Origin of the sequence: Longimicrobium sp. (assembly GCF_036399935.1) — a bacterium.
GTDB lineage: Bacteria > Gemmatimonadota > Gemmatimonadetes > Longimicrobiales > Longimicrobiaceae > Longimicrobium.
This window is the reverse complement of sequence record NZ_DASWMD010000065.1, coordinates 13,204-39,715: the sequence shown is the minus strand read 5'-3', so window position 1 is coordinate 39,715 and position 26,512 is coordinate 13,204. Positions and strand designations below refer to the sequence as shown.

32 protein-coding genes are annotated in these 26,512 nt (G+C 70.6%); 21 read left to right on the top strand and 11 right to left on the bottom strand.

The window, feature by feature from the left end; genetic code table 11:
• Positions 1 to 15: 15 nt before the first annotated feature.
• From VGB24_RS19730 to rpsF, 10 genes are all read right to left on the bottom strand, one after another.
• Positions 16 to 465, bottom strand: a complete 450-nt coding sequence (locus tag VGB24_RS19730) for a DUF2442 domain-containing protein (RefSeq protein WP_331074660.1) — start codon at positions 463 to 465, stop codon at positions 16 to 18.
• Complete coding sequence (locus VGB24_RS25495; protein ID WP_414676734.1) at positions 455 to 691, bottom strand: DUF4160 domain-containing protein; 237 nt, start codon at positions 689 to 691, stop codon at positions 455 to 457. Before VGB24_RS25495 ends, VGB24_RS19730 begins: the two co-directional genes overlap by 11 nt.
• Before the next feature lie 71 nt (positions 692 to 762).
• A complete protein-coding gene (locus VGB24_RS19725; RefSeq protein ID WP_331074659.1) occupies positions 763 to 1,167 on the bottom strand; it encodes a YraN family protein in 405 nt (134 codons plus the stop codon).
• The gene (aroF, locus tag VGB24_RS19720) at positions 1,148 to 2,206 is read right to left on the bottom strand and encodes a 3-deoxy-7-phosphoheptulonate synthase (RefSeq protein WP_331074658.1); all 1,059 of its coding nucleotides are present in this window, start codon (positions 2,204 to 2,206) and stop codon (positions 1,148 to 1,150) included. Before aroF ends, VGB24_RS19725 begins: the two co-directional genes overlap by 20 nt.
• 213 nt (positions 2,207 to 2,419) lie before the next feature.
• Positions 2,420 to 5,971: a chromosome segregation protein SMC gene (smc, locus tag VGB24_RS19715; protein ID WP_331074657.1), complete on the bottom strand. Its 3,552-nt coding sequence runs from the start codon at positions 5,969 to 5,971 to the stop codon at positions 2,420 to 2,422.
• Positions 5,968 to 7,521, bottom strand: a complete 1,554-nt coding sequence (locus tag VGB24_RS19710; protein ID WP_331074656.1) for an SPOR domain-containing protein — start codon at positions 7,519 to 7,521, stop codon at positions 5,968 to 5,970. Before VGB24_RS19710 ends, smc begins: the two co-directional genes overlap by 4 nt.
• 251 nt (positions 7,522 to 7,772) lie before the next feature.
• Complete coding sequence (gene rsfS / locus VGB24_RS19705; RefSeq protein WP_331074655.1) at positions 7,773 to 8,156, bottom strand: ribosome silencing factor; 384 nt, start codon at positions 8,154 to 8,156, stop codon at positions 7,773 to 7,775.
• Positions 8,157 to 8,345: 189 nt separating this feature from the next.
• Positions 8,346 to 8,792: a 50S ribosomal protein L9 gene (gene rplI, locus VGB24_RS19700; protein ID WP_331074654.1), complete on the bottom strand. Its 447-nt coding sequence runs from the start codon at positions 8,790 to 8,792 to the stop codon at positions 8,346 to 8,348.
• A 12-nt stretch (positions 8,793 to 8,804) separates the two neighbouring features.
• A complete protein-coding gene (rpsR, locus tag VGB24_RS19695) occupies positions 8,805 to 9,026 on the bottom strand; it encodes a 30S ribosomal protein S18 (protein ID WP_331074653.1) in 222 nt (73 codons plus the stop codon).
• A 2-nt stretch (positions 9,027 to 9,028) separates the two neighbouring features.
• Positions 9,029 to 9,388, bottom strand: a complete 360-nt coding sequence (gene rpsF / locus VGB24_RS19690) for a 30S ribosomal protein S6 (RefSeq protein ID WP_331074652.1) — start codon at positions 9,386 to 9,388, stop codon at positions 9,029 to 9,031.
• Between the two features lie 276 nt (positions 9,389 to 9,664).
• Between rpsF and VGB24_RS19685 the strand changes: the two genes are divergently transcribed.
• From VGB24_RS19685 to VGB24_RS19675, 3 genes are all read left to right on the top strand, one after another.
• Complete coding sequence (locus tag VGB24_RS19685) at positions 9,665 to 10,216, top strand: DUF411 domain-containing protein (protein ID WP_331074651.1); 552 nt, start codon at positions 9,665 to 9,667, stop codon at positions 10,214 to 10,216.
• A gap of 239 nt (positions 10,217 to 10,455) precedes the next feature.
• Entirely contained in the window at positions 10,456 to 10,749 is a 294-nt protein-coding gene (locus tag VGB24_RS19680) for a hypothetical protein (RefSeq protein ID WP_331074650.1), read from the top strand.
• A gap of 12 nt (positions 10,750 to 10,761) precedes the next feature.
• Entirely contained in the window at positions 10,762 to 11,385 is a 624-nt protein-coding gene (locus tag VGB24_RS19675; RefSeq protein WP_331074649.1) for a hypothetical protein, read from the top strand.
• 48 nt (positions 11,386 to 11,433) lie between these two features.
• Here the strand turns inward: VGB24_RS19675 and tyrS are convergent, their stop codons facing one another.
• On the bottom strand, positions 11,434 to 12,711 hold the full coding sequence (tyrS, locus tag VGB24_RS19670; protein WP_331074648.1) for a tyrosine--tRNA ligase: 1,278 nt from the start codon (positions 12,709 to 12,711) through the stop codon (positions 11,434 to 11,436).
• A gap of 149 nt (positions 12,712 to 12,860) precedes the next feature.
• Between tyrS and VGB24_RS19665 the strand changes: the two genes are divergently transcribed.
• From VGB24_RS19665 to VGB24_RS19580, 18 genes are all read left to right on the top strand, one after another.
• Positions 12,861 to 13,526 carry a signal peptidase II gene (locus VGB24_RS19665; RefSeq protein WP_331074647.1) on the top strand — a complete coding sequence of 222 codons (666 nt, stop codon included), beginning with the start codon at positions 12,861 to 12,863 and terminating at the stop codon, positions 13,524 to 13,526.
• Between the two features lie 85 nt (positions 13,527 to 13,611).
• Entirely contained in the window at positions 13,612 to 14,448 is an 837-nt protein-coding gene (gene larE / locus VGB24_RS19660; RefSeq protein WP_331074646.1) for an ATP-dependent sacrificial sulfur transferase LarE, read from the top strand.
• Positions 14,445 to 14,687, top strand: coding sequence for a hypothetical protein (locus VGB24_RS19655; protein ID WP_331074645.1), 243 nt, complete (start codon positions 14,445 to 14,447; stop codon positions 14,685 to 14,687). The genes larE and VGB24_RS19655 overlap by 4 nt, the downstream gene beginning before the upstream one ends.
• Positions 14,687 to 15,862 (top strand): aminotransferase class V-fold PLP-dependent enzyme, encoded by a 1,176-nt coding sequence (locus tag VGB24_RS19650; RefSeq protein WP_331074644.1) that lies wholly within the window; start codon positions 14,687 to 14,689, stop codon positions 15,860 to 15,862. The genes VGB24_RS19655 and VGB24_RS19650 overlap by 1 nt, the downstream gene beginning before the upstream one ends.
• 38 nt (positions 15,863 to 15,900) lie before the next feature.
• Positions 15,901 to 16,515, top strand: a complete 615-nt coding sequence (locus VGB24_RS19645; protein WP_331074643.1) for a hypothetical protein — start codon at positions 15,901 to 15,903, stop codon at positions 16,513 to 16,515.
• Between the two features lie 43 nt (positions 16,516 to 16,558).
• A complete protein-coding gene (locus VGB24_RS19640; protein WP_331074642.1) occupies positions 16,559 to 17,920 on the top strand; it encodes a sigma-54 dependent transcriptional regulator in 1,362 nt (453 codons plus the stop codon).
• Entirely contained in the window at positions 17,917 to 18,117 is a 201-nt protein-coding gene (locus tag VGB24_RS19635) for a hypothetical protein (RefSeq protein ID WP_331074641.1), read from the top strand. Before VGB24_RS19640 ends, VGB24_RS19635 begins: the two co-directional genes overlap by 4 nt.
• A 27-nt stretch (positions 18,118 to 18,144) precedes the next feature.
• On the top strand, positions 18,145 to 18,705 hold the full coding sequence (locus tag VGB24_RS19630; RefSeq protein WP_331074640.1) for a hypothetical protein: 561 nt from the start codon (positions 18,145 to 18,147) through the stop codon (positions 18,703 to 18,705).
• A gap of 108 nt (positions 18,706 to 18,813) precedes the next feature.
• Positions 18,814 to 20,313: an aldehyde dehydrogenase family protein gene (locus VGB24_RS19625; RefSeq protein WP_331074639.1), complete on the top strand. Its 1,500-nt coding sequence runs from the start codon at positions 18,814 to 18,816 to the stop codon at positions 20,311 to 20,313.
• 248 nt (positions 20,314 to 20,561) lie between these two features.
• A complete protein-coding gene (locus tag VGB24_RS19620; RefSeq protein WP_331074638.1) occupies positions 20,562 to 21,503 on the top strand; it encodes an SDR family NAD(P)-dependent oxidoreductase in 942 nt (313 codons plus the stop codon).
• A gap of 8 nt (positions 21,504 to 21,511) precedes the next feature.
• Positions 21,512 to 22,141, top strand: coding sequence for a hypothetical protein (locus VGB24_RS19615; RefSeq protein WP_331074637.1), 630 nt, complete (start codon positions 21,512 to 21,514; stop codon positions 22,139 to 22,141).
• A gap of 146 nt (positions 22,142 to 22,287) precedes the next feature.
• Positions 22,288 to 23,301: an isocitrate/isopropylmalate dehydrogenase family protein gene (locus VGB24_RS19610; RefSeq protein WP_331074636.1), complete on the top strand. Its 1,014-nt coding sequence runs from the start codon at positions 22,288 to 22,290 to the stop codon at positions 23,299 to 23,301.
• Positions 23,301 to 23,645, top strand: a complete 345-nt coding sequence (locus VGB24_RS19605) for a hypothetical protein (protein WP_331074635.1) — start codon at positions 23,301 to 23,303, stop codon at positions 23,643 to 23,645. The genes VGB24_RS19610 and VGB24_RS19605 overlap by 1 nt, the downstream gene beginning before the upstream one ends.
• Positions 23,645 to 23,869: a hypothetical protein gene (locus tag VGB24_RS19600; protein WP_331074634.1), complete on the top strand. Its 225-nt coding sequence runs from the start codon at positions 23,645 to 23,647 to the stop codon at positions 23,867 to 23,869. Before VGB24_RS19605 ends, VGB24_RS19600 begins: the two co-directional genes overlap by 1 nt.
• A 105-nt stretch (positions 23,870 to 23,974) precedes the next feature.
• Positions 23,975 to 24,787 (top strand): hydroxyethylthiazole kinase, encoded by an 813-nt coding sequence (gene thiM, locus VGB24_RS19595; protein ID WP_331074633.1) that lies wholly within the window; start codon positions 23,975 to 23,977, stop codon positions 24,785 to 24,787.
• Positions 24,788 to 24,946: 159 nt separating this feature from the next.
• On the top strand, positions 24,947 to 25,180 hold the full coding sequence (locus VGB24_RS19590; protein ID WP_331074632.1) for a hypothetical protein: 234 nt from the start codon (positions 24,947 to 24,949) through the stop codon (positions 25,178 to 25,180).
• Complete coding sequence (locus tag VGB24_RS19585; protein ID WP_331074631.1) at positions 25,170 to 25,589, top strand: PIN domain-containing protein; 420 nt, start codon at positions 25,170 to 25,172, stop codon at positions 25,587 to 25,589. The genes VGB24_RS19590 and VGB24_RS19585 overlap by 11 nt, the downstream gene beginning before the upstream one ends.
• A gap of 109 nt (positions 25,590 to 25,698) precedes the next feature.
• On the top strand, positions 25,699 to 26,367 hold the full coding sequence (locus VGB24_RS19580) for a hypothetical protein (protein WP_331074630.1): 669 nt from the start codon (positions 25,699 to 25,701) through the stop codon (positions 26,365 to 26,367).
• Positions 26,368 to 26,512: the final 145 nt, after the last annotated feature.

Genomic DNA, 26,512 nt, shown 5'->3' with positions numbered 1-26,512 from the left:
CCCGCCCCCCACCGCTCAGGTTGCGGCGGGCTCCTTCGTGGGCCGCTTCTTCCGCGGCCGGCCGCCCTTGCGCCCGTTCGCCCGCGCCGCCGCCGCCTTCCGCTCGCTCGTGGACGACCCGCCTCGGCTGGCGAAGGCTCGCAGCATGGAGTCGCCGAGAATGCGCACCAGGATGCCTGCGACGGTGATGCCCACGTCGAGTTCTTCCCACAGCAGTGCCTCTCCAGAAGGATCTGGCTCAACGAGAGCCAGCTCCTCGGGAGTGCGTCCCTGGAGTTCGGGGTACAGTCCCGGAGGAAACGCAAAGGCACTTCCAAGCTTCAGCTCCACAACGATGCGGCCCGTCGTCCGGTCGTAGCTCGCCGACTTCGCGCGGGGCTCGGTTAGATCGGCAATTCGATCAGCCTCGCACGCGGCGGTGTACTGAGCGAGGATCGCTTCGTCAGTCAGGCGGCTAATGTCCATGGATATTCCTCCACGCAGCCATGAGTATCTCCCGATGAGTCTCCACCAGCCTCACCGCTTTCAGCAAGTCACGCGGGCTCATCCGGCTCACGCCCAACACGTCGTGTCCCGGGGTCAGACGAATCTTCACACGCCCGCCCGGATGAACCACGTGAACATGGGGAAATCCGTGGTCATCGGAGTAAATCCAGATGCGCCAGCTACCCTCGCGTACGATGACGGGCATGAGTATACCTATCGGCTTGGGTTTTGGTCAAGGCCAAGAGCCCGTCCCGAGCGCGTGAGGCGCCGCGCGGCTCAGTACATCCGCCACGCGTCCTCCACGTGCTCGATCACGGGCTGGCCGCCGGCCGGGAGCAGGATGGCGACGGCGTCGAAGCGGTACACGTCACGCGGGCGGCCGAACTCCTTGATCCACGCGGCGGCGACGGCCTGGATTTCTTTGCGCTTTTTCCGGGTGATGGCTTCCAGGGGATGGCCGTAACCCATTCCCCCACGCGTCTTTACCTCCACAAACGCGACGACCTCGCCGCGGCGCGCGACGAGGTCTATCTCTCGGTGTCCTAATCTGTAATTGCGGTGGAGTATCACCCACCCCCGGTCCGCCAGATGGCGGGCCGCCAGCTGTTCCCCCCGGTCGCCCAGCGCCTTGTTGCCGCCGGGCGGGCGTGGGGGGCGGCCGCTACCCGGCGGCCCCGGCACCCTGCACGGCCGCCACCGGCGGCACCATCCGCGTGCCGATGGCCGTGGCGATCACGGCGATCTGCTCCATCAACTCGCCGAACTGGTCGGGATACAGCGACTGCGCGCCGTCGCTCATGGCGCGTTCCGGGTCCGGGTGAACCTCGATCATCAGCCCGTCGGCGCCCGCGGCGATGGCGGCGCGCGCCATGGGGATCACCTTGGCGCGCAGTCCCGTGCCGTGGCTGGGGTCGGCGATGATGGGCAGGTGCGAAAGCGACTTGACCACCGGGATGGCCGTCAGGTCCAGCAGGTTGCGGGTATGGGTGTCGAATCCGCGCACTCCCCGCTCGCACAGGATCACGTTGGGGTTGCCCTCGGCCAGGATGTACTCGGCCGAAAGCAGCAGGTCCTTCACCGTGGCCGCCATCCCTCGCTTCAGCAGCACCGGCTTGCCGGCGCGGCCCGCACGGCGCAGCAGCGAAAAGTTCTGCATGTTGCGCGCGCCGATCTGCACGATGTCGGCGTACTGGGCCACCAGGTCCAGGCTCTCGGAGTCGATGGCCTCGGTGACGATCGCCATCCCCGTCTCTTCACGCGCGCGGGCCAGCAGCTTCAGCCCCTCTTCCCCCATCCCCTGGAACGAGTAGGGCGAGGTGCGGGGCTTGAAGGCGCCGCCGCGAAGGATGGTGGCGCCCTGCTCGCGCAGCCGGTGCGCGATGCCGATGATCTGCGCCTCGCCCTCCACCGAGCAGGGACCCGCCATCACCGACACCTCGCCCGCGCCGATGCGCGTGCCGTTGTCGAGCGTGACCACGGTGGCCTCGTCCTTCCACTCGCGCGACACCTGCTTGTACGGCTGCGAGACGTGGATGATCTCCAGCACGCCGCTCTGCGCCTCGATGCGGTCGGCGTTCACCTTGCCGTCATTGCCCACCAGGCCGATGGCGGTGCGCTGCTTTCCGGGCATGGGCCGGGCCTCGTAGCCCATCTCGCGTATCGTTTCAACGACGGCGTCGATGTCCTGCGCCGTCGCGTCGTGCCTCATGACGACCAGCATGGTCCAGATCCCAGCGGGAGAAAGGAGTAACGGACCCCTGAATTTACCCGCCGGGCCGCCCCGCGTCCATGGACCGGCGCCCTCGCGGCGAAACTCGAAAAGCGAAGTGGCGGGACGGGTCGGGTGCGTCCGATGGATCGGCCGCGGACGTGAGATGTGGAGCGCACTGCGGAGGAGTGAGGGAGGAAGCCCCGGTGGCGGAAAAAGTGCGGGTCAGGCCACCCGCTCGCTGTACGGCCAGGCGCCTTCCAGCTCCACGCCCACCACGGTGGATACGCCCGGCTCTTCCATCGTCACCCCGTAGATCCAGTCCGCGGCCTCCATGGTACGCGGGTTGTGGGTGATGACGATGAACTGCGTCTGCTCCTTGAAGTCGTTCAGCAGCTGGATGAAGCGGCCCACGTTGCTCTCGTCCAGCGGAGCGTCGACCTCGTCGAAGAGGCAGAAGGGCGACGGCTTCACCAGGTAGATGGCGAACAGCAGCGACAGCGCCGTCAGCGTGCGCTCGCCGCCGGAAAGCAGGTGAATGCGCTGCGTCTTCTTCCCCCGGGGCGAGGCGTGGATCTCGATGGGCGACTCCAGCGGGTCGTCCGGGTCCGCCAGCCACACGTCGCACTCGCCGCCCTGGAACAGCGACTGGAAGGTGCGGTGGAAGTTCTGGCGCACGGTGTCGAAGGTGGCCATGAAGACCTCCTTCGCCGTCTTGTTGATCTGGCGGATGGCGGACGAAAGGTCGTCGCGCGCCTTGGCCAGGTCGGCTTGCTGCTCCAGCAGGAACTTCAGGCGGCGGTCCTCTTCCTCGTACTCCTGCACCGCCAGCATGTTGATGGGCCCCAGCGCGTCCACCGCCTGGGCGACCTCGCGCACCTCCGCGCGCCACGCGTCGGGCTCTCCGTCTTCCACCGGGCCAGCCTGCGTGACCAGCGTGTCCCATGGGCGGCCCCACTCCACCTCCACCCGCTCGCGCGCCCGCACCAAGCGGCTCTCCTGGTCGGCGCGCTCCAGCTCCAGCCGGTGCCGCTCCTCGCCCGACTCGGTTTCGCGCCGCCGGGCCGCGCGCGCCCGCTCGTCCGCGCCGGCGATCTCCGCCTCCAGCTCTCCCAGGCGGGTGTCGAGGCCGGCCAGGAGGGAGGCCTCGCGGTCGCGGTCGCGGAAGAGCCCCTCCACCTCGCCGCCCGCGCGGTCCCGGATGCCGGAGAGCCCTTCCAGCGAGCGACGCAGCTCCGTGGTCTCCGCCTCCAGCGTTCGCCCGCGGCCCCGCGCGCCCTCCGCGCCGCGCGCGGCGTCCGCGAGGGCGCGGTCCAGTTCCCGCAGCTCGCCCTCCGCCCGGGCGACGGCGACCCGGAGCTCGGATTCCTCGTCGCGCGCCGCCTCCCACGCGGAGTCCAGCTCGGAAAGGGCGGCGGTGGCGCGATGCGTTGCGCCCGCGGCCTCGTTGGCCTGGCGCTGCAACTCCGCCAGCCGCGTGTCGAGCGTGAAGATGCGCTCCGCCGCTTCGGCGGACTGGCGGCGGGCGTTCGCCATCGCCACGCCCACCTCTTCGCGCTCGCGCCGCAGCCGTGCCTGCCGGTGCCCGTGCGCGGCGGCCTCCGCGTCCAGCTGCCGCAGCTCGCTTTCCGTGCGCCGGACGAACGCCTCGGCCTCGCGGGCGTGCTCCTCGGCGATGGCCGCCTGCTCGGCGAGCGCGGCGCGGTCGGCGGCCAGGCGGTCGTGGGCCACGCGCGCGTCCTCCACCTCGTTGCGCAGCCGTGCCAGCGCCTCGCGCCGGGCCAGGATTCCCTCGCCCGAGACCGGCTGGCCCAGGCGGATGACCCCGCGTGGATCCACCGTGTCGCCCAGCGCGTCGACCCGTGCGCCGGGGCCGTAGCCGTCCAGCGGGTCTTCGCCGGGGACGACGACCAGGCCCTGGAGGAAGGTGTCGGCCCAGGCCGCGGCGGCGCCGTGCCCGGAAACGCCTAGCCCCGCGGCGGCCCGCGCCTCGCGCACCGCCTCGCCCACGCCGGGCGCGTCCAGCGGAAGGACCATGAGCGTGCCCCCGCCGTCCCACTCGTCGCGGAACCAGCGGCGCACCCGGCGGGCGGCGGCCAGGTCGGCGACGACCAGCGCCTGGAGCAGCGTGCCGAGAAACGACTCCACCGCCGTGGCCGTCGCCGCGTCGGCGGTGGTGGCCCGGACGAAGTCGGCGAGGGGGGCGAGGACGCCGGGAAAGCGGTCGCGCTGGCCCATGATGGCCGACACCGCGGGCGAGAATCCCTCGTAGCTGCGCTCCAGCGCTTCGCGCGCGGCCACCTGCGCGGTCAGCCGCGACAGCCGGTCGTCCGCGCCGCGGAGCTGGTCGCGCACGGCGCCCTCGCGGCCGCGGAGCACGCGGATTTCCTCCCGCGCGCGCTCGGCGGCGTCGATGGCGGCGTCCAGCCGGTCGCGGAGCGCGTCGCCCTGGCCGGACCACAGTTCCGTCTGCTCGTCCAGCGCGGACAACTCCACGCCCAGCTGCGCCTCCTGCGCGGCGAGCCGGGTGAGGAGGTCGGCCGACTCGTGCTGGCGCCGCTCGGCCGCCGCACGTTCTCCCTCGGCCGCGGCGATCTCGCGCGCCAGGTCCCGCGCGCGCGCCGCGGCGGCCTCGCTGGCGCGCCGGTGCGAGGCGAGCGTGGCACGCAGGGCCTCGTTCTCTTCCAGCCGCGCCTCCAGCCGCTCGCGCAGCCCCTCCAGCCGGGTGGCCGCCACGCCGCGGTCGCCCTCCAGCCGCGCCGCGTCCGCCGCCCATCGATCCGCCCGTTCCGCCAGCTCGCCCCGCTCGCGCACCAGCTGGGCGATGCGCATTTCCGCGTGCGAGCGCCGTTCGTCTGCCAGCAGGATCTCCCGCTCGCGGGTGTCCAGCCGCTTGCGGACGTCTTCCAGCCGCGCGGCGACGGCGGTGCGCTGGCGCGAGACCTCCGCCGCCTCCAGCCTGCGCTCCCCGACGATGGCCTCCGCGGTCACCCGCTCGGTTTCAGCCTCCCTCGCCGCCTGCTCCAGCGAGGAACGCCGCCGCTCGCCCTCCGCCAATGCGGCGGCGAGCGCGCTGGTCTCGGCGCGGGCGAGCGCCATCTCCAGGTCCAGCCGCCGGGCCAGCAGCTCGGCGTGTCGCTGGGCCTTGCGGCGCTGCCGGGCCAGGGCGCGCACCTTGGACTCCACCTCGACAACGAGGTCGTTCAGGCGCGCGAGATCGACCTCCGCCGCCTCCAGCCGGCGCTGCGCGGCCTTGCGGCGGTCCTTGTACTTGCCGATCCCGGCCGCCTCTTCGAACAGCGCGCGGCGCTCGTCGGGCCGCTCGCTGAGGATGGCGTCGATCATCCCTCCCTCGATGATCGAATAGGCGTTGGCGCCCAGGCCGGTGTCGCGCAGCAGGTCGTGGATGTCGCGGAGGCGGCACCCCTGGCGGTTCAGCGAGTACTCGCTGCCGCCTTCGCGAAACACCTTGCGGGCGATCTCGATCTCGCTGCGGGGCAGGGGAACGCTGCCGTCCTCGTTGCTGAAGACGAGCGAAACCTCGGCGTAGTTCAGGGGACGGCGGCGGGTGCTGCCCTGGAAGATCACCTCTTCCATCTTGGCGGAGCGCAGGGCGCCCGCGCGGGTTTCGCCCAGCACCCAGCGCACGGCGTCGGCCGTGTTGGACTTGCCGCAGCCGTTGGAGCCCACGATGGCGGTCACGCCGTCGCGAAGCTCGATGGTGGTCTTGTCGGGGAAGGACTTGAAGCCGTGGAGACGGAGGGAGCGAAGCTTCATTTCGGGGAGGCGGGGGGGCGGCCCGTGCGTTCCACCATCTTGGCGGGGATCCGGGCGCCTTCCAGCTTGGATTTCATGGGCGCCGCGCTGGCGCTGTCGCGGTAAGCCCCGGCGTACACCTTCCACCGCTCCGTGCCGTCGGAGTAGGGAACCGGCGTCACGTAGACCGGAATTTCGCGGTTCGCCAGCTCCTCCCCGCGCGCGGTGGCCTCCTGGATGGTGGCGAACTCGCCCACCTCGTAGGCCAGGGGGCGAGACTGGATCAGGTCGTACCGGCCGCCGACCTCGTCTTCGTCCACCAGCCCCGCGGCCAGGAGGCGGTCGCGAAGGGCAAGGACGGCCGTGGTGTCGGCCGCCATCCCCGCCATCACCCGCCACCAGACCACCCCGTCCTTGGGCTCGGGAAAGACGAAGAACCGGGCCTCGGAAAATTTGCCCGACGCCTGGGCCGCGAAGCGCGACGCTTCGGCGAAGCTCTGGTAGTTGGCGACGTAGACGGAGTAGGGCAGCGCCGCGCCCTGGGGCTGGGGCGGCCCGCGCTGCGCGGCGGGCGCCGCCGCGGCCTGCTTGGGCGCGGGGGCGGGGGCCTCCTCGGCCGCCGCGGGGGCCAGGAAGGGGATGGAGATGCCCAGTTGCGGCGCCAGCACCACGGCGAGCGCCGCCAGCAGAACGATCAGCAGCAGCACCAGCAGCACGGGCGAGACGCGCTTCTTCTTGGGGGGCTCGGGCTCGCGCCAGTCCGCCTCGGGCGCGGGGATGCCGGCGGGGGGCGCGTACGCCGCCTCCGCCGCGGTGGGCAGGGCGCCCGTGGCTTCCGCGGTAGGCACGGGGGGGGCGTAGCTGCCCGGCGGAGCGTTCCACGGCGACACCGGCTCCGGCTCGGGAAAGCGGTCGGCCGGGGTGGCGGGCGCGGCGGCGGGGGCGCGGTCGCCGTCGGTGCGCGGCGGGGCCAGCCAGGCGCGGGTCGCCACGCCAGCCACGGAGGCCGGCAGGGCGCCCGGGCCGTCCCCGCCTCCCAGGACGATGGCATCGTCGGCGAACCGGCCGATGGCGGCCAGCTCGGGCGCGTCGGAGGGGGCAAAGAGCAGCAGGGCCGCGTTGGCGTCGCGGAACCCGGCGACGATCTTTTCCCAGCGGGGACTGCGCAGCACCTCGCCGGCGTCGGGGGTGTAGGTGCCGCTGGAGATCAGGTAGAAGCCGCGTCCCGGGACGGCGCGCGCGCTCCGGGCCAGGGAGGCGCCGTACAAAAAGATGTCGACGACGCCCTCCTGGTTGGGCATCCCGATCCGCTCGTGCAGGAAAGGATCGTCCAGGCACAGGTCGGCGAGCACCGTGCGGCGCCCGGCGGCATGCCACCCGGTCGCCAGCGCCACCGCCGCGTCGGCCACCCAGTCGCGGTCGGCATCGCGGTCGAAGAGCAGCAGCACGGGCCCGGGCGTGGCCGAATCGCCCGACACGGGAGCGGGAAGCCGCTCGAACGACGGGTCGAAGAACGTGGGCGCGGAGGGGCCCCGGTCTGGAGTGCCGGCGAGCGCGTGCGGATCGGTCATGGGCCTGGAGGTAGCCGGTCGGATGGCGCCCCTCGGGGCGCGGGAGGGCCGCGGACCCTGCCCGGACGGAAAGGTACAGGCCTGAATCGTTGCGCCGCAAGCGTTTGGGCTGGACGGACGTACGGAAGTGCGGTGGAGGGGGTGCGGCGGGTCCCGTTCTCAGCGGCGAAGACGGCGCGAGGCGCGGGGGAAGCTGGGTTCCTCCGCGCCTCGTCTGCTGCTCCGCCTCTCCGTGGAAGCCCTGCCGCGGCCTACGCGGCGCGGGGCTCCAGCTTGTGCAGGGGCGCGTCGCCCCACAACCGCTCCAGCTGGTAGAACTCGCGGGCGGCGGGGTGAAACACGTGCACCACGAAGTCGAAGTAGTCCACCAGCACCCAGCGGCCGCCGCGCTCGCCCTCCACGTTCAGCGGGCGGACGCCTTGGGTCTTCAGCTCCGTCACCACGTGGTCGGCGATGGAAGCCACGTGCGTGTCGGAGGTGCCGGTGGCGATCAGAAAGAAGTCGGTGGCCGTGGACAGCTTGCGCAGGTCCAGCGCAACGACGTCCTGGGCCTTGCGGTCGAACAGCAGCTCCACCGCGCGCTCCACCTCGCGGGGCAGGCTGGGCGGCGTCGAACTGGCGGGCGTGTCAGTCATCCGGTCTCCGGAACGGGTCCGATCTCGTTACTGCGATTCATCTGCAAGCCAGGGGGCAAGTTGGGCACGGCCCTCCGGCGGGGCAAGTCGGGTGCCGACGCGGGGCGCACGCGCCGGGTACAGCGGAAAGCAAAGCGGCCTCCGCGCAGGGCGAAGGCCGCTTCCGGCTCGTGGCCGCCAGGGACTGGATCAGTCCTCGGCGATCACCCACACCTTGATCTCCGGGCGAACCTGCGGGTGCAGGCGCACGGGAACGCTGGTGACGCCCAGCGACTTGATGGGCTCGTCCAGCTCGATGGTGCGGCGGTCGATCTGAACCCCCTGCTCGGCCAGCTTGTCGGCGATGTCGGCCGACGTGATGGAGCCGAACAGCTTGCCTTCCTGGCCCGCGCGGGCGTGGAAGGTGAGCGACACGCCCTCGATGGCCGAAGCGCGCTGGCGCGCCTCGTTCAGCGTCTCGCCCTCGCGGCGGGTCTGGGCGGCCTTCTCGGCCTCGATGCGGCGCACGTTGGCCTTGGTGGCCTCGTACGCCAGCCCCTTGGGGATCAGGTAGTTGCGGGCATAGCCGGGGCGCACGTCTACGACGTCGCCCACCTCGCCCAGGTTTTCGAGACGGTCCCGAAGAATCACCTGCATGGCTTTATCTCCTTACGCCTCGTGGCCGGCGATGTACGGCAGCAGGGCCAGGTAGCGTCCGCGCTTGATGGCGGTGCCCACCTGCCGCTGGTGCCGCGCGCACATCCCGCTGATCCGCCGCGGCAGGATCTTGCCGCGCTCGGTGATGAAGCGGGCGAGCGTGCTCTCGTCCTTGTAGTCGATATTCCGAACGGCGCCCTCGCACATGGGGCACGCCTTGCGTCCACCGCGCATAATCAGCCCTCCGCCTCGTCCTCGGACTCGTCATCGCGGCGCTCCCGGGGGGGCACCGGCGTGGTGGGCAGGTCGCCCTCGTTCACCACCACCAGGTAGCGGAGAACGGATTCATCCAGCTTGAGCGCGCGCTCGAACTCCGGCAGCGCCTCGCCGGGCGCGCGGAAGTGCTCCACCACGTAGTAGCCGCTGTTCTGGCGCTCTACCTCGTAGGCCAGCTGGCGGCGGCCCCAGTGGTCGGTGGCGGTGATCTCGCCGCCGTTGGCGCCCGTCAGCAGGCCGTGGAAGCGTTCCAGCTTCTCGTTCACCTGCTCTTCTTCGAGCTCGGGCCCGAAGATGTACACGATCTCGTAGTCCCTCAAGGTCACCTTTCCCTTTGGACATGTGGCCCCGCGCCGGTGCGCGCGGAGCAGGTTCGGGATGTGAAAAAAACGAAATCTCCCCCGGACGGTTCCGGGGGAGCAGGAGATAATAGCGGGAGCTCGGGCTTTCTGCAACCGCCGGGCGCGCGTCCACCCCTTCTCCGCACCTGGATCGGAGCCGCCCGGGGTTGACCCGGTCGCGCGGCGGGCAACATCTTTGCTCGTGCTCCCGCGGACTGCGGGCCCGCTCAACACGTCCTCGAAGAGGTCTCCGCCATGGCATCCGTCATCGCTCCGCGCCGGCTGGCCCGGGCCGCCGCGCTCCTCGTGCTCTCCGCCGCCGCCGCCTGCGGCTCGCGCGCCGGCGAATCCGCGCCGCCGCCGGCTGAAGGCGCCGCCGCCGCCCCGCAGCAGGCCGCGCAGGCCGCCGCGCCCGCGGTGAACGCCGGGGGCGTGAAGATGGTGGTGTACAAGACCCCGACGTGCGGGTGCTGCCGCGCATGGGTGGACCACGCAAAAGCCGCCGGGTTCGACGTGCAGGTGGTAGACACCGCCAACGTCGACCCGGTGAAGCGGGAGCAGGGCGTTCCCGGTCACCTGGGCTCGTGCCACACCGCCGTGGTGGACGGCTTCGTGATCGAGGGCCACGTGCCCGCCGCGGACGTCGTTCGCCTCCTGCGCGAAAAGCCGCAGGGCGTCGCCGGCCTCGCGGTGCCCGGAATGCCGCGCGGATCACCGGGGATGGAGGTGCCCGGCGGCGCCCGCGATCCCTACGACGTGATCGCGTTCAGCAAGGAAGGGCGCGTGTCGGTGTTCCAGACGCACTGAGTCGCGAGCAGGACCAGCGCCAGGGGGCGGACCGGAGTTTCCGGTCCGCCCCCCTGCTTTTCATCCCACCGTACCCGCCACAGCCGCGCACCGCTGACCCACCTGTGGCCCATTCGACCGGCTTGATCTTTCCTCGCTTTTGAACGCACTCTCCCCAGTTCGCTTTGTTTGCTTTCGGTCGTCGCGAGCCCCTTGCGCAGGTACGACGAACGACGTACATTGGACGGGCCGGGGAGAAGATGGGCTTCAAGGACGTGCGCACACTGCTGGTCGACGCGCTGCAGTCCGGGCGCTTTCAGCACGAGCATCGGGCCGACGTAAGCAGGAACCTGCTGGCGGTGGGCGACGTTGGCCCGGAGTTCGTGGCGCAGCTGCTCATGCGGTGCACCGGGCGCGACTACTCGTGCACGCCGCACCACTTCGACGAGCGGGTGGCGTGCCACGTCTTCAAGCCGGCGCACGAGGGGCACCGGTGGTACGTCAAAGCGTACTTTCTGTCCGCCGACGCCATGTTCATCAGCGTTCACAGGTAAGGGGAGGGCAGCATGCATCTGTACAAGGAGGGCGACCGCTCCGAGGCCATGTGCCCGCAGTGCAAGCGCCGGGTGTCCACGCGCTTCGCGGTGCGCACCGTGCCGCTGGAAGACAGCGGCGTGCAGGTTCCGGGGGTGCTCGCCGCGGTGTGCGACGTCTGCGACCGGGTGGTGGCGCTCCCGGCGCAGTCCGCGCCCAAGCTCAAGGAGGCGCTGGAGCGGAAGAAGGATGTCGCTTTGGAGGCGCGCATTCCCTATCACCTGGAAGACGTAATCCACCTGCTGGCCGACCGTTTTTCCGCGGCGGTTGCGGCCTTTCGCCCGGACCTGCTGCGCTTCTACCTGCGCGAGGTGGCGAGCGACCCGGCCTTCGCCGAGCGGGTGCGCGAGCTGGCGTCGTCAGAACAGGCCCAGGCCCCTGCGCGCGCGCGCCTGTCGCTGCGCATGCCGCAGGCGCTGCTGGCCGAGGCGCGCGCGGTGGCGCACGAGGCCGGAATTCCCACCGACGCCGAGCTGCTGCGGGGAATCATCCTCGCCGCCAAGGAGGATGTGCTGGAAGGCGCCCATCCAGACCGCATCGCCCGCCTGGGCGGCGCGGCGCAGGCGGAGGGCGCGCCCCGGCCGGCGCTCGTGTAGAAGGATTGCGCAGAAGTGTCCGCGTGAGATTCCGTCTGGGGCCGTGGCCTACGCGGGATCGCAGCGGATCACGTGGTAGCTGCGCTTGCCCTTGCGCAGGACGATCACCTGGCCCTCGATGGCGTCCTCGCGCGTAACCCGGTCGTCCGACCCGCGCGCCGCGTCGTTCAGGTACACGCCGCCACCCGCGATCAGCCGCCTGGCCTCGGCGCGTGAGGAAGCGAAGCCGGCCTGCATCAGCAGGTCCGAGAGGAGCACGCCGTCGGCGAGGCCCGCGGGCGCGTCGCTCGAGGGCACCTCGTTCAGCACCTCGACGATCTCGGCCGCGCTCAGCCCCTGCACGCTGCCGCCGCCGAACAGCAGCGCCGACGCCCGCTCCGCCCTGGCCAGTTCGTCCTCGCCGTGCACCGTGCGCGTCACCTCCGCCGCCAGCAGGCGCTGGGCGGTACGCCGGTGCGGCTCGGCCGTGTGCGCCTGCACGGCGGCGTCGATCTCCTCCACCGGCAGCAGGGTGAAGTATTTCAGGTACCTGGCCACGTCCTGGTCGTCGGTGTTCAGCCAGAACTGGTAGAAGCGGTACGGCGAGGTGCGCGCCGGGTCCAGCCACACGGCGCCCTCTTCCGTCTTGCCGAACTTCACCCCCGCGGCCGTGGTCACCAGCGGCATGACCACGCCCTGCGCGCGAACGCCCCGCACGCGGCGGATCAGCTCGATCCCGGCCGTGATGTTGCCCCACTGGTCGCTGCCGCCCAACTGCATCAGGCAGCCCTCGCGCTCGTTCAGCACCAGGAAGTCGTACGCCTGCATCAGCATGTAGCTGAACTCGGTGTACGAAAGGCCCTCTTCGGCCTCCATCCGCCGCTTGACGGACTCCTTGGCCGTCATGTAGTTGATGGTGAAGTGCTTGCCCACGTCGCGCAGGAACTCCACGTACGAGATGGCGGTCAGCCAGTCGGCATTGTCGAGCATGCGCGCGGCGTTGTCACCGGAAAAGTCCAGGAACTTCTCCAGCTGCCCGCGCAGCCCGGCGACGTTGGCCGCGACGTCTTCGCGCGTGAGCAGCTTGCGCTCCGCCGTCTTGCCGCTGGGGTCACCGATCAGCCCCGTTCCGCCGCCCACCAGGGCGATCGGCGTGTGGCCGTGCCGCTGCAGGTGCACCAGCGCCATCACCGGAAGCAGGTGCCCCACGTGCAAGCTCGCCCCGGTGGGGTCGAAGCCGATGTAGGCCGTCACCATCCGCTCGGCCAGCAGCGTGCGCGCTTCTTCGGTCGAGTCGAAGAGCAGCCCTCTCGACTTCAGTTCATCGTACAGGTTCGCGGCGGGCACGTCGGCTCCTTCGGGTCCAGGTTCGCGCAAGGGCACACAATGTCGGGCGTGGGCGGCGAGTCGGTCAAGGCGCGCGCGGGACTGCGTGCGCGGCCCGCATCTTGAAAACCCGCGGGCCGGGGTCCATCGAAACGCCGCCCGGAGCCTTCGTGAACGCACCTCCCACACCCCTGCAGCGCTTCACGCGCCGCCTGATGGGCGAACGCCGCACGGCGCACCGGCCCGGCAGCGGGCACGGCCGCCGCGCGTCGGACAGCCAGCCGATGCACGGGTGGCAGCCGGCCTTTCGCATTGCCGTGGGCGTGGCGCTGCTGGACTGGGCCACCAAGTTCGCGGTTGCCGCGTGGGTTCCCATGGACGGGTTCCGGGAGGTGGTGCCGGGGCGGGTGGCGTTCTGGCACGTGCGCAACCGCGCGATGATCCTGGGGCTGTGGGACAACCTGCCCTTGAACGGGCGCAAGGCGCTGGCCCTGGTGGCCGCGGTGCTCGCCATCCTGGTGCTGGTGCAGATCGTGGGGCGGGCGCACCGCCTGGCGCGCAATCACCAGCGCTGGGCGTGGCTGTTCGTGGGGCTGATCTGCGGCGGCATGGTGGGCAACCTGGGCGAGCGGGTGATCCACTGGGGCGTCACCGACTACCTGTCGTTCCGCTGGGGCGAGTACTGGCTGCCCCCCGGCAACGTGGCCGACATCGCCCTGTTCGCCGCCATTCCGCTGGCCATCCCCGTGATCGTCTTCGAGATGATGGGGCGGCGCCGGCGCGGCCGCGCCCACCCGCAGCCGTCCAGCCGCGCCGCGCCTTCCGCCCGGTCCTGAGCGACCGCCGGGCGGCTGGCGGGGTACCGGAGGGCGCGCCTATCTTCAGCGCGCCCTTGTCCGTTCCTGGCCCGAGCCCTTGCCGATGGTACCCGAGCACAAGCGTCACCGCCTTTCCTCCCTCCTCCGCGACTGTGGCTCCGTCGTCGTGGGCTACAGCGGCGGGGTTGATTCGGTGTTCCTGGCGCGCATTGCCGTGGACGTGCTGGGGCCGGAGCGCGTTCTGGCGGTGACGGGAAAGAGCGACAGCATCGCGTCGTGGATGGAGGATACCGCGCGCGAGGTCGCCGAGCGCTTCGGCATTCCCTGGCTGGAGCTGGAAACGCGGGAGATGGACGATTCGCGCTACGCGGCCAACCCCAGCAACCGCTGTTACTTCTGCAAGTCGGAGCTGTGGACGCGGCTGGCGGATTTGGCGGCCGAGCGGGGGTTCGGCGCGGTGCTGGACGGCTCCAACGCCGACGACGTGGGTGATCACAGGCCCGGCGCGGTGGCGGCGACGGAGAACGCGGTACGCTCGCCGCTGCTGGAGGCGGGGCTGACGAAGGACGAGATCCGCGCATGGTCGCGCGAGCTGGGGCTGCCCACGTGGGACCAGCCCGCGGCGCCGTGCCTGGCCTCGCGCATTCCCTACGGCCTGTCCGTTACCCCCGAGCGGCTGCGGCAGATCGAGCAGGCGGAGATCGGGCTGCGGGCGATGGGCTTCCGCGACTTTCGCGTCCGCCACCACGGCACGGTCGCGCGGCTGGAAGTGCACCCGTCGGAGATCGACCGCGTCGCCGATCATCGAACCGACATCGCTCGCGCCGTGCGCGGCGCCGGGTTCGAGCGCGTGCTGATCGACCTGCAGGGCTACCGCCGCGGCTCGCTGAATGAGGGGCTGGCGGGCGGGCAGCTGGTGCAGTTGGGGGCGTTCGCATGAGCGACGATCCGCGCGTCCCGCAGGCCCTCCGCGTCCTGGTGGAGCACGGGGTCGGCGGCGCCGAGGTGTCCGTCGAAGGACACGAGCAGGAGATCGCCGCCGTACGCGTTCCCGGCGAGGGGTGGGAGCGGCTGCTGGGCGATGAAGGCGCGCGCATCGCGGCCGCCGTCAAGCAGGTCGGCTTCCGCTACGTGGCGCTGGACCTGGAGATCGACGCCAATCCGGACGCGATCGGCTGATGGACGACGGCGCCGTCTACCTGGACTACGCGGCGACCTCCGCCGTGCGCCCGGAGCCGGTGATCGAGGCCGTCACCGATTATCTGCGCGGCGTCGGTGCCACACCGGGGCGGGCGGGGCACCGCCGGGCCGTGGACGCGGGGCGGATCGTCTTCCGATGCCGGCGCGCGCTCGCCGCCCTCTTCAACGCGCCGGGCGATCCCGGCCGCCTGACCTTTCACCTGAACGCCACGCACGCGCTGAACGTCGCCATCCTGGGCCTGCTGCGCCCGGGCGACCGCGTGGTGCGCACCGCGTACGATCACAACGCGGTGCGCCGTCCCGTGCGCGCGCTGGCGGGCCGTGGCGTGCACGAGACGGTGCTCGCGGGGCAGACGGACGGTTCGGTCGATCTTGATGAAGCCGACCGTGCGCTGCAGGGCGCGCGGCTGCTGGTGATCCCCCACGCCACCAACGTGCTCGGTACCGCGCTCCCGGTGGCGGACCTGGCCGCGCGGGCGCATGCGGCCGGCGCGCTGGTGCTGGTGGATGCGGCGCAGTCCGCCGGCCATCTCCCGATCGACGTGCAAGCCATGGGCATCGACCTGCTGGCGTTCACCGGGCACAAGGGGCTGCTGGGGCCGCAGGGTACGGGCGGATTGTGGGTGCGCGACGGGCTCGATCTTCCGCCCGTGTTCCTGGGCGGCACCGGCGGCGACTCCGACGCGCCGGACATGCCCGCGCTGTTCCCGGATCGGCTCGAAGCCGGCTCGCAGAACGGGCCGGGGATCGCCGGGCTGCTGGCGGGCGTGGAGTGGCTGGCGGAGCGGGGAGTCGCCACCGTCCACGCGCGGGAGGTCGAGTTGAAGCTGCGGCTGTGGGATGCGCTGGACCTGATTCCCGGCGTGACGCTGCTCAGTCCGCCGGCTGAGGACGGCGTGGGAATCGTGACGATGAACCTGGCGGGCGTGGACGCGGCCGATCTCGCGCGGCGGCTAGACCGCGACTTCGGCATCCTGGTGCGCGCCGGGCTCCACTGCTCGCCGGAGCAGCACGACGCCATCGGCACGGGGGCGGTCGGCGCCGTGCGCTTCTCCGTCGGCTGGGCGACCACGGGGGACGAGGTGGATCGCGCCGCCGCGGCCGTGGCGCGGATTGCCGGCGCGGAACCGCAGGCGGCGCGGGCGGGTAGCTGAACACGACCGAAGATCACGGACCGAACGGGGGAGACCGGATGGCGCGTCGAGGTGTTGCGGGGAAGCTGTTCCTGCTGGTGTTCCTGGCCCTGCTGGCCGGCGGAGCGTGGTTCTTCCGCGGCCTGATTCCCGGCCCCTGGAATCGCCCGCCGGTGCCGATGGCCGTCTCGGAAGAGGCGGCCGTCGCCGCCGAGGAAAAGCTGAAGAGGCTGCGGCAGGAGGGCGACACCGTGCACCTGAGCGGCGTGGAGTTCACCAGCTACCTGCGCTATCGCATGGCCGGCCGCTTCGCGCCCGACATCGAGTTTCCCGCGGTCACGTTCAACGCGGACCAGGTGAACGTCGCCGGCCGCTATCCCACAGACCGCATTCCCACGAAGGAACTGGGGCGCGCCGCGGAGTTCCTTCCCGACACGGCCGACGTAGCGGTGAACGGCACGCTGCGCACCCTGGCGCCCGGCCGTGCCGCGCTGAAGGTGAGCTCGGCCTCGTTCGCGCGCATCCCGATCCCCCGCGAGCGCCTGAACGCTCTGGTCGGGCGGGTGCGCGGCCGGAGCGAGCCAGGGCTGGCCGACGACGAGGTGGCGTTCCAGCTTCCTCCGGGCGTGGGCTCGGCACGGGTGGAGAACGGGCAGCTGGTCCTGGCGCGCTAACGCTTCGCAGCGAGCAGCATCACACCGACATCGATAGATTCGCATGGCACGCATTCTGGTCGTCGACGACGAAGAAGGCATCCGGCGCGTCCTGCACCAGCTCTTCGAGTACGAGGACCACGAGGTGCGGTCCGCGGGGGGCGGCGCGGAGGCCATCTCCATCTACCAGGAGTTCCAGCCCGACGTCACCTTCCTGGACGTGAAGATGGCGCGGATGGACGGCCTGGAGGCGCTGACCAAGATCCGCGAGCACGATCCCGCGGCCGTGGTCATCATGATCAGCGGCCACGGGACCATCGACACCGCCGTCGAGGCCACCCGCCGCGGCGCCTTCGATTTCCTGGAAAAGCCGCTGGATACCGACCGGCTGCTGCTGGTGCTGCGCAACGCGCTTCAGCAGCAGGGGCTGGTGCAGGAGAACGCGCGGCTTCGCGGGGAAATCGAGAGCCGCCACCAGATCGTCGGGCGCAGCTTTTCGCTGCGTCAGGTGCTGGACCGGGTGGAGAAGGTGGCGCCGACGGACGCGCGCGTGCTGGTGACGGGCGAGAACGGCACGGGCAAGGAGCTGGTGGCGCGCGCCATCCACCGGCTGAGCCCCCGTGCCGACAAGGCGTTCATCGAGGTGAACTGCGCGGCCATCCCGTCCGAGCTGATCGAGTCGGAGCTGTTCGGCCACATGAAGGGTTCGTTCACCGGCGCGCACGAGGACCGCGCCGGCAAGTTCGAGCTGGCGGACGGCGGCACGCTGTTCCTGGACGAGATCGGCGACATGTCGCTGCAGGCGCAGGCCAAGGTGCTGCGCGCGCTGCAGGAGGGCATCGTCACGCGGGTCGGCGGCGCCAAGCCCATTACGGTGGATGTCCGCGTGCTGGCGGCCACCAACAAGGACCTGGAAGAGGAGATCAAGGGCGGCCGCTTCCGCGAAGACCTGTACTACCGCCTGAACGTCATTCCGCTACACGTTCCGCCCCTGCGCGAACGGCGGGAAGATATTTCCATGCTGGTGCGGCACTTCGTGGAGTCGTATTCCCGCGAGGCGAACCTGCGCCCCAAGCACATCAGCGACGACGCGCTGGACCGCATGCAGCGCATGGACTGGCCGGGCAACGTCCGCGAGCTGCGCAACACGGTGGAGCGTTTGCTGATCCTGGCCTCCGGCGCGTCCATCACCGCGGACGACGTGGAGCTGCTGGTGGGCGGCAAGATGAAGGGCGGAGCGCTCTCGGGCGACCTGCTGGGCTGCGCCACCTTCGCCGAGTTCAAGGAGGCGGCGGAACGCGCGTTCATCGTGCAGAAGCTGCGCGAGAACGACTGGAACGTGTCGGAAACCGCGCGCATTCTCGACATGCCCCGCTCCAACCTCTACAAGAAGATCGAGCGCTACGAGCTGGTCCGCGAGGGATGAGGGACGCCGGGTTCGGCGCGTGGGCGCTGCTGGCGCTCGCGTGGATGGTGGGGACGTTCGGCGGCGGCTGGTTGCTGGCCTGGCTGTACAAGCGCCTGTACCCGGGCCTCGCGTTCTACAAGCTCTGGGCGACCTGGTCGGCGCTCCTCGGCGGCATCGTGGCGCTGGCTTTCGCGTTCGGCGTCGTGCGGCTCTGAGCTGATCGGCGATCGACGAGACCAGCGATGACGTTCGAGGAGGCGCTCGATCATCCCGGCCCCCTGCTGGCCGCGTGGGACCTGACGCCCGTGCGGGGCGAGCGGACCCTGACCCTCTACTCGCTGGCGGACGACCGGGCCACCGCGCTGGCCCACGACTCCGCTCCGGTGGGCGAGGAGGATGCCGCGTCGGCGCCGCTCCGCGCGCGGGGCATCCCCATCGGCAAGTGCGACCGCGGGTGCGAGTTCGTGTGGATCAGCGACGCGGGAGGCGTGGTGGTGTGGGGACCGCACTGGCGCGTACTGGATGCGCGCGGCGCCAGCCTGTCGCTGGCGGACGGTCGCACGATGTCGCCCGACCAGATCGAGCGCGTGTTCGCCTGCGCCAGCGATGATTACGTCAGCCGGGGCGTGCGCGCCCGGCTGAGGTCCGGCGAGGAGGTTTCGCTGGTCCGCGACATATCCGCTTCCGCCGCCGCCGACCCCGCCTACAGCCGCAACGAACTGCTGTGGGATACGGGGTGGGCCGGCTCCATCGCCCGCGCCGTAGCCGCCTGGGCCGGCGCTCCGTACGAAAATCGTATCTGAATCCCCCACCCGGGGTCCGTTGCCCTCGCCGGTCTGCCGGTTAGATTGGGCGGCTTCCAGCACCCGGCTCGCAGGTAGCCGCTCAACCCGTTCCACGCGATCACCAGCATGGCGGACAAGCACAAGAACTTCATCGGCGGCCAGTGGGTGGAGCCGTCTTCGGGCGATTACTTCGAGAACCGCAACCCCGCGAAGCAGTCGGACCTGATCGGCCTGTTCCCGCGCAGCACGCGCGAGGACCTGGACCGCGCCGTCCGCGCCGCCAAGTCGGGCTTCGAGGAGTGGCGCCGCACCCCGGCCCCCGCGCGCGGCGACGTGCTTCGCAAGGTGGGCGACCTGCTGAGCACGCGGAAGGACGAGATCGCCCGGGCCGCCACGCGCGAGATGGGCAAGACGCTCACGGAAACCCGCGGCGACGTGCAGGAAGGCATCGACACGGCCTACTACGCCGGGGTGGAGGGCCGCCGCCTCTTCGGCCACACGGTGCCCTCGGAGCTGCGCAACAAGTGGGCGATGAGCTACCGCCGCCCCATCGGCGTGTGCGGGCTGATCACGCCCTTCAACTTTCCGCTGGCCATCCCCACATGGAAGATGTTCCCGGCGCTGGTGTGCGGGAACAGCGTGATCATCAAGCCCGCCGAGGACACGCCGCACACGGTTCAGTTGCTGGTGGAAGTGCTGGAAGAGGCCGGCATTCCCGCGGGCGTGGTGAACCTGGTGCACGGCCTGGGTGAGGAGATCGGCGCGGCGATCGTGGAGCACCCGGACATCCCGGTGATCTCGTTCACGGGGTCCACGGACATCGGGTCGGTGATCGGGCAGACGTGCGGGCGCATGCACAAGCGCCTGTCGCTGGAGATGGGCGGCAAGAACGCGCAGATCGTGATGGACGACGCCGAACTGGACCTGGCGCTTGAGGGCGTGCTGTGGGGCGCGTTCGGCACCACGGGGCAGCGGTGCACGGCCACGTCTCGCCTGCTGCTTCACGACCGTATCCACGACCAGCTGTTGGAGCGGCTGATCGATCGCGCCAAGAAGCTGAAGCTGGGCTACGGCCTGGACGAGGGCGTGGACGTGGGCCCGCTGATCCACGAGGCCTCGCGCACCAAGGTGCAGGAGTACGTGGAGATCGGAAAGACGGAGGGCACGCTCGTCCTGGGTGGCGAGATCCCGACGGGCAGCGGCCTGGATGACGGGTTCTTCTTCCAGCCAACCATCTTCACCGACATCAAGCCCGGCTCGCGGATGGCGACGGAGGAGATCTTCGGCCCGGTGCTGTCGGTGATCCGCTTCTCGGACCTGGACGAGGCGATCCACATCAACAACGAGGTGAAGTACGGCCTCAGCTCGTCGCTCTACACGCGCGACACGGTGTCGGCGTTCCGGGCGTTCCAGGAGATGGACAACGGCATCACCTACGTCAACGCGCCTACGATCGGCGCCGAGGCGCACCTTCCGTTCGGTGGCGTGAAGCAGACCGGCAACGGCCACCGCGAGGGTGGCTGGGAAGTGTACGAGTTCTACTCCGAGACCAAGGTCTGCTACCTGGACTACTCCGGAAAGCTGCAGCGCGCGCAGATCGACAACTACGACGCGTCGCCGTACTGACGGGCAGGGAACAGGGAATCAGGGATCGCCCGCCTTCGCTTCCATGCGAGGGCGGGCGATCCTCTTTTGTGCCGTGCGTGGCGGCATCTGTCGCCGGTGCCGTCGTGCCGGGGCAGGGGCCGGTGACGTCGTCATCAAGGGCGCAGTTTTTGCCCCCGCCGAGAGTGCCTGCGCCTTGCCCCCTGGGGTAGTCCGGGCGTAGAATCCGTACGCACCCCACGCCTCGCACCCGCCACCCCGGTCGCCGGATGCACCCTCCCCATCCCGTCCAGGACGACCCGCACGACCCGCCGGCACAGGCGTCCTATCCGTCACTTCCCAGCATTCCGGGCGGCATCATCCGCGTTCCCGCCGAGGCGGAGGCGGTGGACGAGTTCCTCGAAGGCCTCAACGAGGAAACGCAGCCCAAGTCGCTGAACTACGGGATGAGCATGCGCGGGCGCACCGCCATCGTCACGGGCGGCGCCTCGGGAATCGGGCGGGCGATCGCACTGGAGTTTGCGCGCCACGGGGTGAACGTCGCTTTCAACTGGTATTCGTACGACGGCGGCGTGGGGATGGAGGAAGAGGCCGAGCAGACCGAGCGCGACCTGCGCCAGCTGGAGGTGCGCGTGCACTGCGAGCCCTGCGACGTGCGCGACTCCGACGAGGTGAACCGGTTCGTCAGGAACGTCCAGGAGGAGTTCGGCCGGGTTCACTTCCTGGTGAACAACGCGGGGATTGCCCGCGACCGCGCGCTGTGGCGGCTGACGGACGAGCAGTGGAGCTCGGTGCTCGACACCAACCTGACGGGCGCCTTCCACATGATCCGGGCGCTGGCGCCCACCTTTCGCCGGCACCACGACGGCAAGATCGTCAACGTGTCGTCGGTGCACGGCATCCGCAGCGAGTTCGGCCTGGCCAACTACAGCGCCTCCAAGGCGGGGCTGCTGGGCCTCACCCGCTCGGCCGCGCTGGAGCTGGGCCCCAGCAACGTGAACGTGAACGCCGTAGCGCCGGGGTACATCCGCACCACGCGCCTGACCAACGGCGTCCCCGCGGAAATCCTGGACACCGCGCGCGAGCGCTCCGTCCTGGGCCGCCTGGGCGATCCGCAGGACGTGGCGAACGTCGTCGTCTTTCTCTGCTCCGAGTACGCGCGCCACATCACCGGCACCGTCATTCCCGTCGACGGGGGACACCTGCTTTGATCCGATCGATGTCCGATTTCCTCCGCCGCGCCCCGGTCCGGCGGCTGGCCGTGCTCGCCATCATGCTCGCGCTCCCCGCGTGCGGCGGAAAGAAGCCGGCGCCCGCGGGTCCGCCGCCGCCCACGGCCGTCGCGCCGATGGACCTGGGCGGGCAGCAGGTGGTGATCCTTCCCGTGCAGCAGGCCACCGGCGTGGGCTTCAACCGCGAGCAGATCACGGCCGAGATCGTGACCGCGCTGCAGGCGCGCGACTCGGTCACGCAGTGGATCACCCCCGACCGGCTTCGCCATCTCCTGCGCCAGTCTCCGGGGTACGCGCCCGACCCCGCCGCGCTCCCCAACGACTCGTACCAGTCGCACGGCGAGCGGCGCGTGGCCGGCGCACTGGCAGACCCCATCCGCCGCTACGCCGCGCTGACCCGGGCGCGGCTGGTGGTCATCACGCGAAGCGCGGTCGCGATCTCCGACAGCACGGGAACACGCGTGCGCTTGACGGCGGCCGTGGTGGACGCGCGGACGGGGCTGCTCGTGTGGTGGGGCGACGCGGACGGGCAGCCCGCCGCGCCGGAGGACCGCGCGGGGATCGTCAGCGCCGCCGAGGCGCTGGCCCGGCGCATGGTGGTGGCGTACTCGCGGTGATACGGACCGCCGGGTAGGTTGTCAGGCGAGCGCGTCCGGCACCGGGTCCGGGGGCGCTCGCATCCGTCTTGCACGGCTCGTTGAATCGTGACCGCAGAGTTTAGAGAACCGCACGCGGGCCGCGGGCCCGCCATACCGAGCAGCAGATGCCGCAGATCGTTACGCTGATCCCGGGCGACGGGATCGGGCCGGACATCACCCAGGCCGTGGTGCGCGTCATCGAGGCTTCCGGCGCCGACATCCAGTGGGACCGCCGCGATGCCGGCGTGAGCGCCATCGAAAAGCACACCACGCCCATTCCCCAGGAAACGCTGGATTCCATCCGCACCAACCGGGTGGCGCTCAAGGGGCCGCTGACCACCCCGGTGGGCGTGGGCTTCCGCTCCATCAACGTGGCGCTGCGCAAGGAGTTCGACCTGTACTCCAACGTCCGCCCGGCGTACACCATCGTGCGGGGCGGGCGGTACGAGGGCGTGGACATCGTCCTGATCCGCGAAAACACCGAGGGGCTGTACAGCGGGGTCGAGCACTACGTGGGCATCGGCGGCGACCCGCGCGCGGCGGCCGAGAGCGTAATGCTGGTCACCCGCTTCGGGGTGGAGCGGATCCTTCGCTACGCCTTCGAGTACGCGCTGAAGAACGGGCGCAAGAAGGTGACGCTGGCCCACAAGGCCAACATCCTCAAGTACACGCAGGGCCTCTTCCTGGACGTGGGCCGCGAGATGGCCAAGGAGTACGAGGGCCGCGTGCAGTTCGAGGACCGCATCATCGACGCGGCGGCCATGATGCTGGTGATGGACCCCGGCCAGTTCGACGTGATCGTCTGCGAGAACATGTTCGGCGACATCCTGTCGGACCTGATCGCGGGCCTCGTCGGCGGGCTGGGGATGGCGCCGGGCGCCAACATCGGCAAGGACGCCGCGATCTTCGAGGCGGTGCACGGCTCGGCGCCCGACATCGCGGGCAAGGGCATCGCCAACCCGCTGGCGCTGCTGCTGGCCGCGGCGATGATGCTGGACCACCTGGACATGCGCGACGAGGCCGCCCGCATCCGCAAGGCGCTGGTGGCGGTGGTGGTGGAGGGCGACAGCCTTACGCCGGACTTGGGCGGCACCGGCACCACCGACTCACTGGCCGACGCCATCATCAAGCGCCTCTGATGGAAACCGCGAGCCTGCCGCCCGGGCTGGAAGAGGAGTTTCCGCCCTTCATCTGCACCCAGTGCGGGCTGCCGAAGGAGGGTGAGAAGGCCGACGACGCGGGCCGCTGCGAGACGTGCCGCCAGGGGCTGATCCGCCAGTCGGGGAAGTGGGCGCTGGTGCCGGCCGTGGTGATGGGGGCGCTGTACCTGTGGATGATCATCTTCTTCGGGCTGATCGAATCGCCCGCCATGATCTTCTTCCTGGCGTTAGGGGCGGCGCTGGCGTTCGTGGCGTACAAGGTGGGGCGGCGCGTGGCGTTCGACCTGCTGGTCGTCCGCGGACGGGGAGCACGGAAACGTTGATGCGCGACCTGCTGCTTTCTCCCTGGGTGAACGTGGTCGGCGCCGTGGTGGGTGGCCTGGCGCTGGGGTACGGGCTGGGCACGCTGCCGGGCGGGATCACCGCGTGGGGCGCACTGTGGACGGTGCTGGGCTTCGTGCTGCTCTGGTGGACGCTGATGGACCGCCGCAAGGCGCGCCGCGGCACCCCCGAGAGCGAGGCCGACGGCTCGCATACGATCGAATGAGGTAACGACGGTCACTGCACCGCACACGAAGCCCCGCGCGGTCCGCGGGGCTTCTGCGTTTCACCCGACTTTCGCACTCATGCACTAACGCACTCACGCACTCTCATGATCCAGACCGCATCCGACTCGCTGGACCCCTGGGGCGCGCTGGCCCGGCTGCGCGAGGCCGGCCCGCTGGTGCACTGCATCACCAACTACGTGGCGATGGACGTCACCGCCAACGCCCTGCTGGCCATCGGCGCCTCGCCCGCGATGGTGCACGCGCGCGAGGAGGCGGCGGACTTCGCCGGCATCTCGCGGGCGCTGGTGATCAACATCGGCACGCTGTCGCCGCCGTGGGTAGAGGCGATGGAGATGGCGGTGGAGCGCGCAACGGCGCTCGGCACGCCGTGGGTGCTGGACCCCGTGGGCGCCGGGGCCACGCCGTACCGCACCGGTGTCGCGGGCGACCTCGCCCGCCGCAAGCCGGCGGTGATCCGGGGGAACGCGTCGGAAATCCTCACGCTGGCGGGTGAGGTGGGCGGGGCCAAGGGCGTCGACAGCACGCGCACCCCGGAGGAGGCGCGCGAGGCCGCGTCGGAGCTGGCGCGCTCGCTGGGGTGCGTGATCGCCGTCACCGGGCCGGTGGACCACGTGACGGACGGCACTCGCACGCTCTCCGTGCACCACGGACACGAGATGATGACCCGGGTCACCGCGCTGGGCTGCGCGCTGGCCGGCGTGACGGGCGCCTTTCTGGCCGTGGAGCCGGACTCGCTGCACGCCGCCGCCTACGCGCTCGCCTTCTTCGGGCTGGCCGGCGAGATGGCGGCCTCCGGCTCGATCGGCCCAGGCACCCTGCGCGTCAGACTGATGGACGCGCTCTACATCCTCGACACGCAGGCCGACAAGGAGATCCGCATCGAGCCCGTGGGGTGAGGGTCGACGTCTCGGATCTGTGCGTTCGGTGGCCGGTTCTGGAGGGGGCTTGCGGACGTTGCTCCGTCCGTATGTATTTGATCTGCAACGACGTTGCGGGCACCCCCATTCGGGAGTTCGATACGGATCGTCCCGCTGGCCTGCACCGAGGAGAACCACATGGCAATCGAGTCTGCATACCAGGTCGACAGGAACGAGGATGAGATCGTCGTCCGCCTCCGCCGGAACGAGGTGAACGAGGCGCGGGTCTCGCGATTCCTCTCCTACCTGGAACTGGCGTCGATCCGCGACCGCAGTCGGCTGACCGCCGAAGCGGCAGCCGAACTCGCGGACGAGGTCGACCAAGCCGTCTGGAAGAAAAACCGCGATCGTCTATCCGGCCGTGGATATTGACGAGGCGCCGGTCGTCACGGACACGAATGTGATCTTCTCGGCCCTGCTGCGACGTGAAGGGCGATTCTTGGAGATCCTATTCGAATCGGAGCACAGCTTCCACATCTGTGAAAGCGTCCTGAGCGAATTGTTTCGGCTGAAGGAGAAGATCGCGCGTACGAGTGAACTCGACGAAGACACTCTCGCTCGGCTGTATCACGAGATCATCTCCCTCCTGAGCATCCATAAGGAAGCACGAATCGCGGCGGTACATTGGGATCGAGCACGTGCGTTGTGCGACGAAGTCGATCCCGCGGACGCTCCTCACGTCGCACTGACGCTCGATCTGGATGGTGTGCTTTGGACGGGCGACAAGCGGCTACGTAGCGGATTGCGGCTGAAGGGGTTCGACCGCTTCTTCACGCCCTGAGCAGAGGCAGCGTCGTCGATCTCTCATGCGCTCGACCGGAAGTGGAACGGGCGTTGCGAGCGCATTCCGCCCGCTACGAAACCGGCCTTCCATGAAGGAGCAAGATCGTATGAGATACGACGAGGGATACGGGCGGCACGACGGCTGGGAGTACCGGATGCCCGAGGGCGGCCGGGGCTACGACCGGGGCTACCGCCAGGCCGGCGGCCCGTGGAACGGCGAGCGGCCCTGGGTGGGCGGCTACCGCGACGGCTACCAGGGCGGAAGCGGCGGCTACGCGGTCGGCGGTGGCCCGCGGTACCTGGACGACAACGGTGGACGCGCGGACCACGAGCACGGGTACCGCCGCCCGCGCGGGCAGCAGGGCGGGGGCGGGCGCGACGGCACCTACTTCTTCCGTGGCCGTGCCGGATACGGCGGCGACTTCCGCGCGGGCGCGGGCGACCACGCAGCCTACGCGGATCCGCGGGGCGGCACGGGCTTCGGCGGAGGGGGCGGGTACAGCCGCGAATTTGGTGCGCGGGGCGGCGGCTACGGGCGGGACTTCGGCGCGCGGGGCGGCTACGGGGGCGACTTCAACGTGACCAACCGGGGCCGCAACGACGAACACGGCGCCCGGCGCGAGTTCCAGAACGAGGGCCGGCCCGAGGACTACCGACCGCACCACAGCCCCGTCGGCGGCACGTCGAGGCCCATGGGCGGCTCGTACCTGGCGCGGCCCAATCCGCCCGACGTAGAGGACGATCGCTGGACCCGCGAGACCACCCGCTGGTTCTGAGCGGGGGATGAAGAAGGCGCCGGGGTTCGGCGCCTTCTTCGCGTTCCGGGGCGGCGGGCGTGGGAACGAATCGTGCTCTGTCCACCGCCCGCGCGCCCCTCCGGGCCTGCGTTCCAAGCTTTCGCGCGCCCGCCGTCCCTGGACG

Bases quoted from the DNA above. Each gene is read 5' to 3' on its own strand.
- VGB24_RS19605 (WP_331074635.1), top strand. From the start codon at position 23,301: ATGGAAACCGCGAGCCTGCCGCCCGGGCTGGAAGAGGAGTTTCCGCCC.
- rplI (WP_331074654.1), bottom strand. From the start codon at position 8,792: ATGCAGGTGATTCTTCGGGACCGTCTCGAAAACCTGGGCGAGGTGGGC.
- VGB24_RS19675 (WP_331074649.1), top strand. From the start codon at position 10,762: ATGCATCTGTACAAGGAGGGCGACCGCTCCGAGGCCATGTGCCCGCAG.
- VGB24_RS19600 (WP_331074634.1), top strand. From the start codon at position 23,645: ATGCGCGACCTGCTGCTTTCTCCCTGGGTGAACGTGGTCGGCGCCGTG.
- VGB24_RS19590 (WP_331074632.1), top strand. From the start codon at position 24,947: ATGGCAATCGAGTCTGCATACCAGGTCGACAGGAACGAGGATGAGATC.
- smc (WP_331074657.1), bottom strand. From the start codon at position 5,971: ATGAAGCTTCGCTCCCTCCGTCTCCACGGCTTCAAGTCCTTCCCCGAC.
- VGB24_RS19640 (WP_331074642.1), top strand. From the start codon at position 16,559: ATGGCACGCATTCTGGTCGTCGACGACGAAGAAGGCATCCGGCGCGTC.
- larE (WP_331074646.1), top strand. From the start codon at position 13,612: ATGGTACCCGAGCACAAGCGTCACCGCCTTTCCTCCCTCCTCCGCGAC.
- VGB24_RS19620 (WP_331074638.1), top strand. From the start codon at position 20,562: ATGCACCCTCCCCATCCCGTCCAGGACGACCCGCACGACCCGCCGGCA.
- rpsR (WP_331074653.1), bottom strand. From the start codon at position 9,026: ATGCGCGGTGGACGCAAGGCGTGCCCCATGTGCGAGGGCGCCGTTCGG.
- VGB24_RS19685 (WP_331074651.1), top strand. From the start codon at position 9,665: ATGGCATCCGTCATCGCTCCGCGCCGGCTGGCCCGGGCCGCCGCGCTC.
- VGB24_RS19650 (WP_331074644.1), top strand. From the start codon at position 14,687: ATGGACGACGGCGCCGTCTACCTGGACTACGCGGCGACCTCCGCCGTG.
- VGB24_RS19710 (WP_331074656.1), bottom strand. From the start codon at position 7,521: ATGACCGATCCGCACGCGCTCGCCGGCACTCCAGACCGGGGCCCCTCC.
- VGB24_RS19630 (WP_331074640.1), top strand. From the start codon at position 18,145: ATGACGTTCGAGGAGGCGCTCGATCATCCCGGCCCCCTGCTGGCCGCG.
- VGB24_RS19730 (WP_331074660.1), bottom strand. From the start codon at position 465: ATGGACATTAGCCGCCTGACTGACGAAGCGATCCTCGCTCAGTACACC.
- VGB24_RS19580 (WP_331074630.1), top strand. From the start codon at position 25,699: ATGAGATACGACGAGGGATACGGGCGGCACGACGGCTGGGAGTACCGG.
- VGB24_RS19625 (WP_331074639.1), top strand. From the start codon at position 18,814: ATGGCGGACAAGCACAAGAACTTCATCGGCGGCCAGTGGGTGGAGCCG.
- aroF (WP_331074658.1), bottom strand. From the start codon at position 2,206: ATGCTGGTCGTCATGAGGCACGACGCGACGGCGCAGGACATCGACGCC.
- VGB24_RS19615 (WP_331074637.1), top strand. From the start codon at position 21,512: ATGTCCGATTTCCTCCGCCGCGCCCCGGTCCGGCGGCTGGCCGTGCTC.
- thiM (WP_331074633.1), top strand. From the start codon at position 23,975: ATGATCCAGACCGCATCCGACTCGCTGGACCCCTGGGGCGCGCTGGCC.
- rsfS (WP_331074655.1), bottom strand. From the start codon at position 8,156: ATGACTGACACGCCCGCCAGTTCGACGCCGCCCAGCCTGCCCCGCGAG.
- VGB24_RS19610 (WP_331074636.1), top strand. From the start codon at position 22,288: ATGCCGCAGATCGTTACGCTGATCCCGGGCGACGGGATCGGGCCGGAC.
- VGB24_RS19645 (WP_331074643.1), top strand. From the start codon at position 15,901: ATGGCGCGTCGAGGTGTTGCGGGGAAGCTGTTCCTGCTGGTGTTCCTG.
- VGB24_RS19635 (WP_331074641.1), top strand. From the start codon at position 17,917: ATGAGGGACGCCGGGTTCGGCGCGTGGGCGCTGCTGGCGCTCGCGTGG.
- VGB24_RS25495 (WP_414676734.1), bottom strand. From the start codon at position 691: ATGCCCGTCATCGTACGCGAGGGTAGCTGGCGCATCTGGATTTACTCC.
- VGB24_RS19680 (WP_331074650.1), top strand. From the start codon at position 10,456: ATGGGCTTCAAGGACGTGCGCACACTGCTGGTCGACGCGCTGCAGTCC.
- VGB24_RS19655 (WP_331074645.1), top strand. From the start codon at position 14,445: ATGAGCGACGATCCGCGCGTCCCGCAGGCCCTCCGCGTCCTGGTGGAG.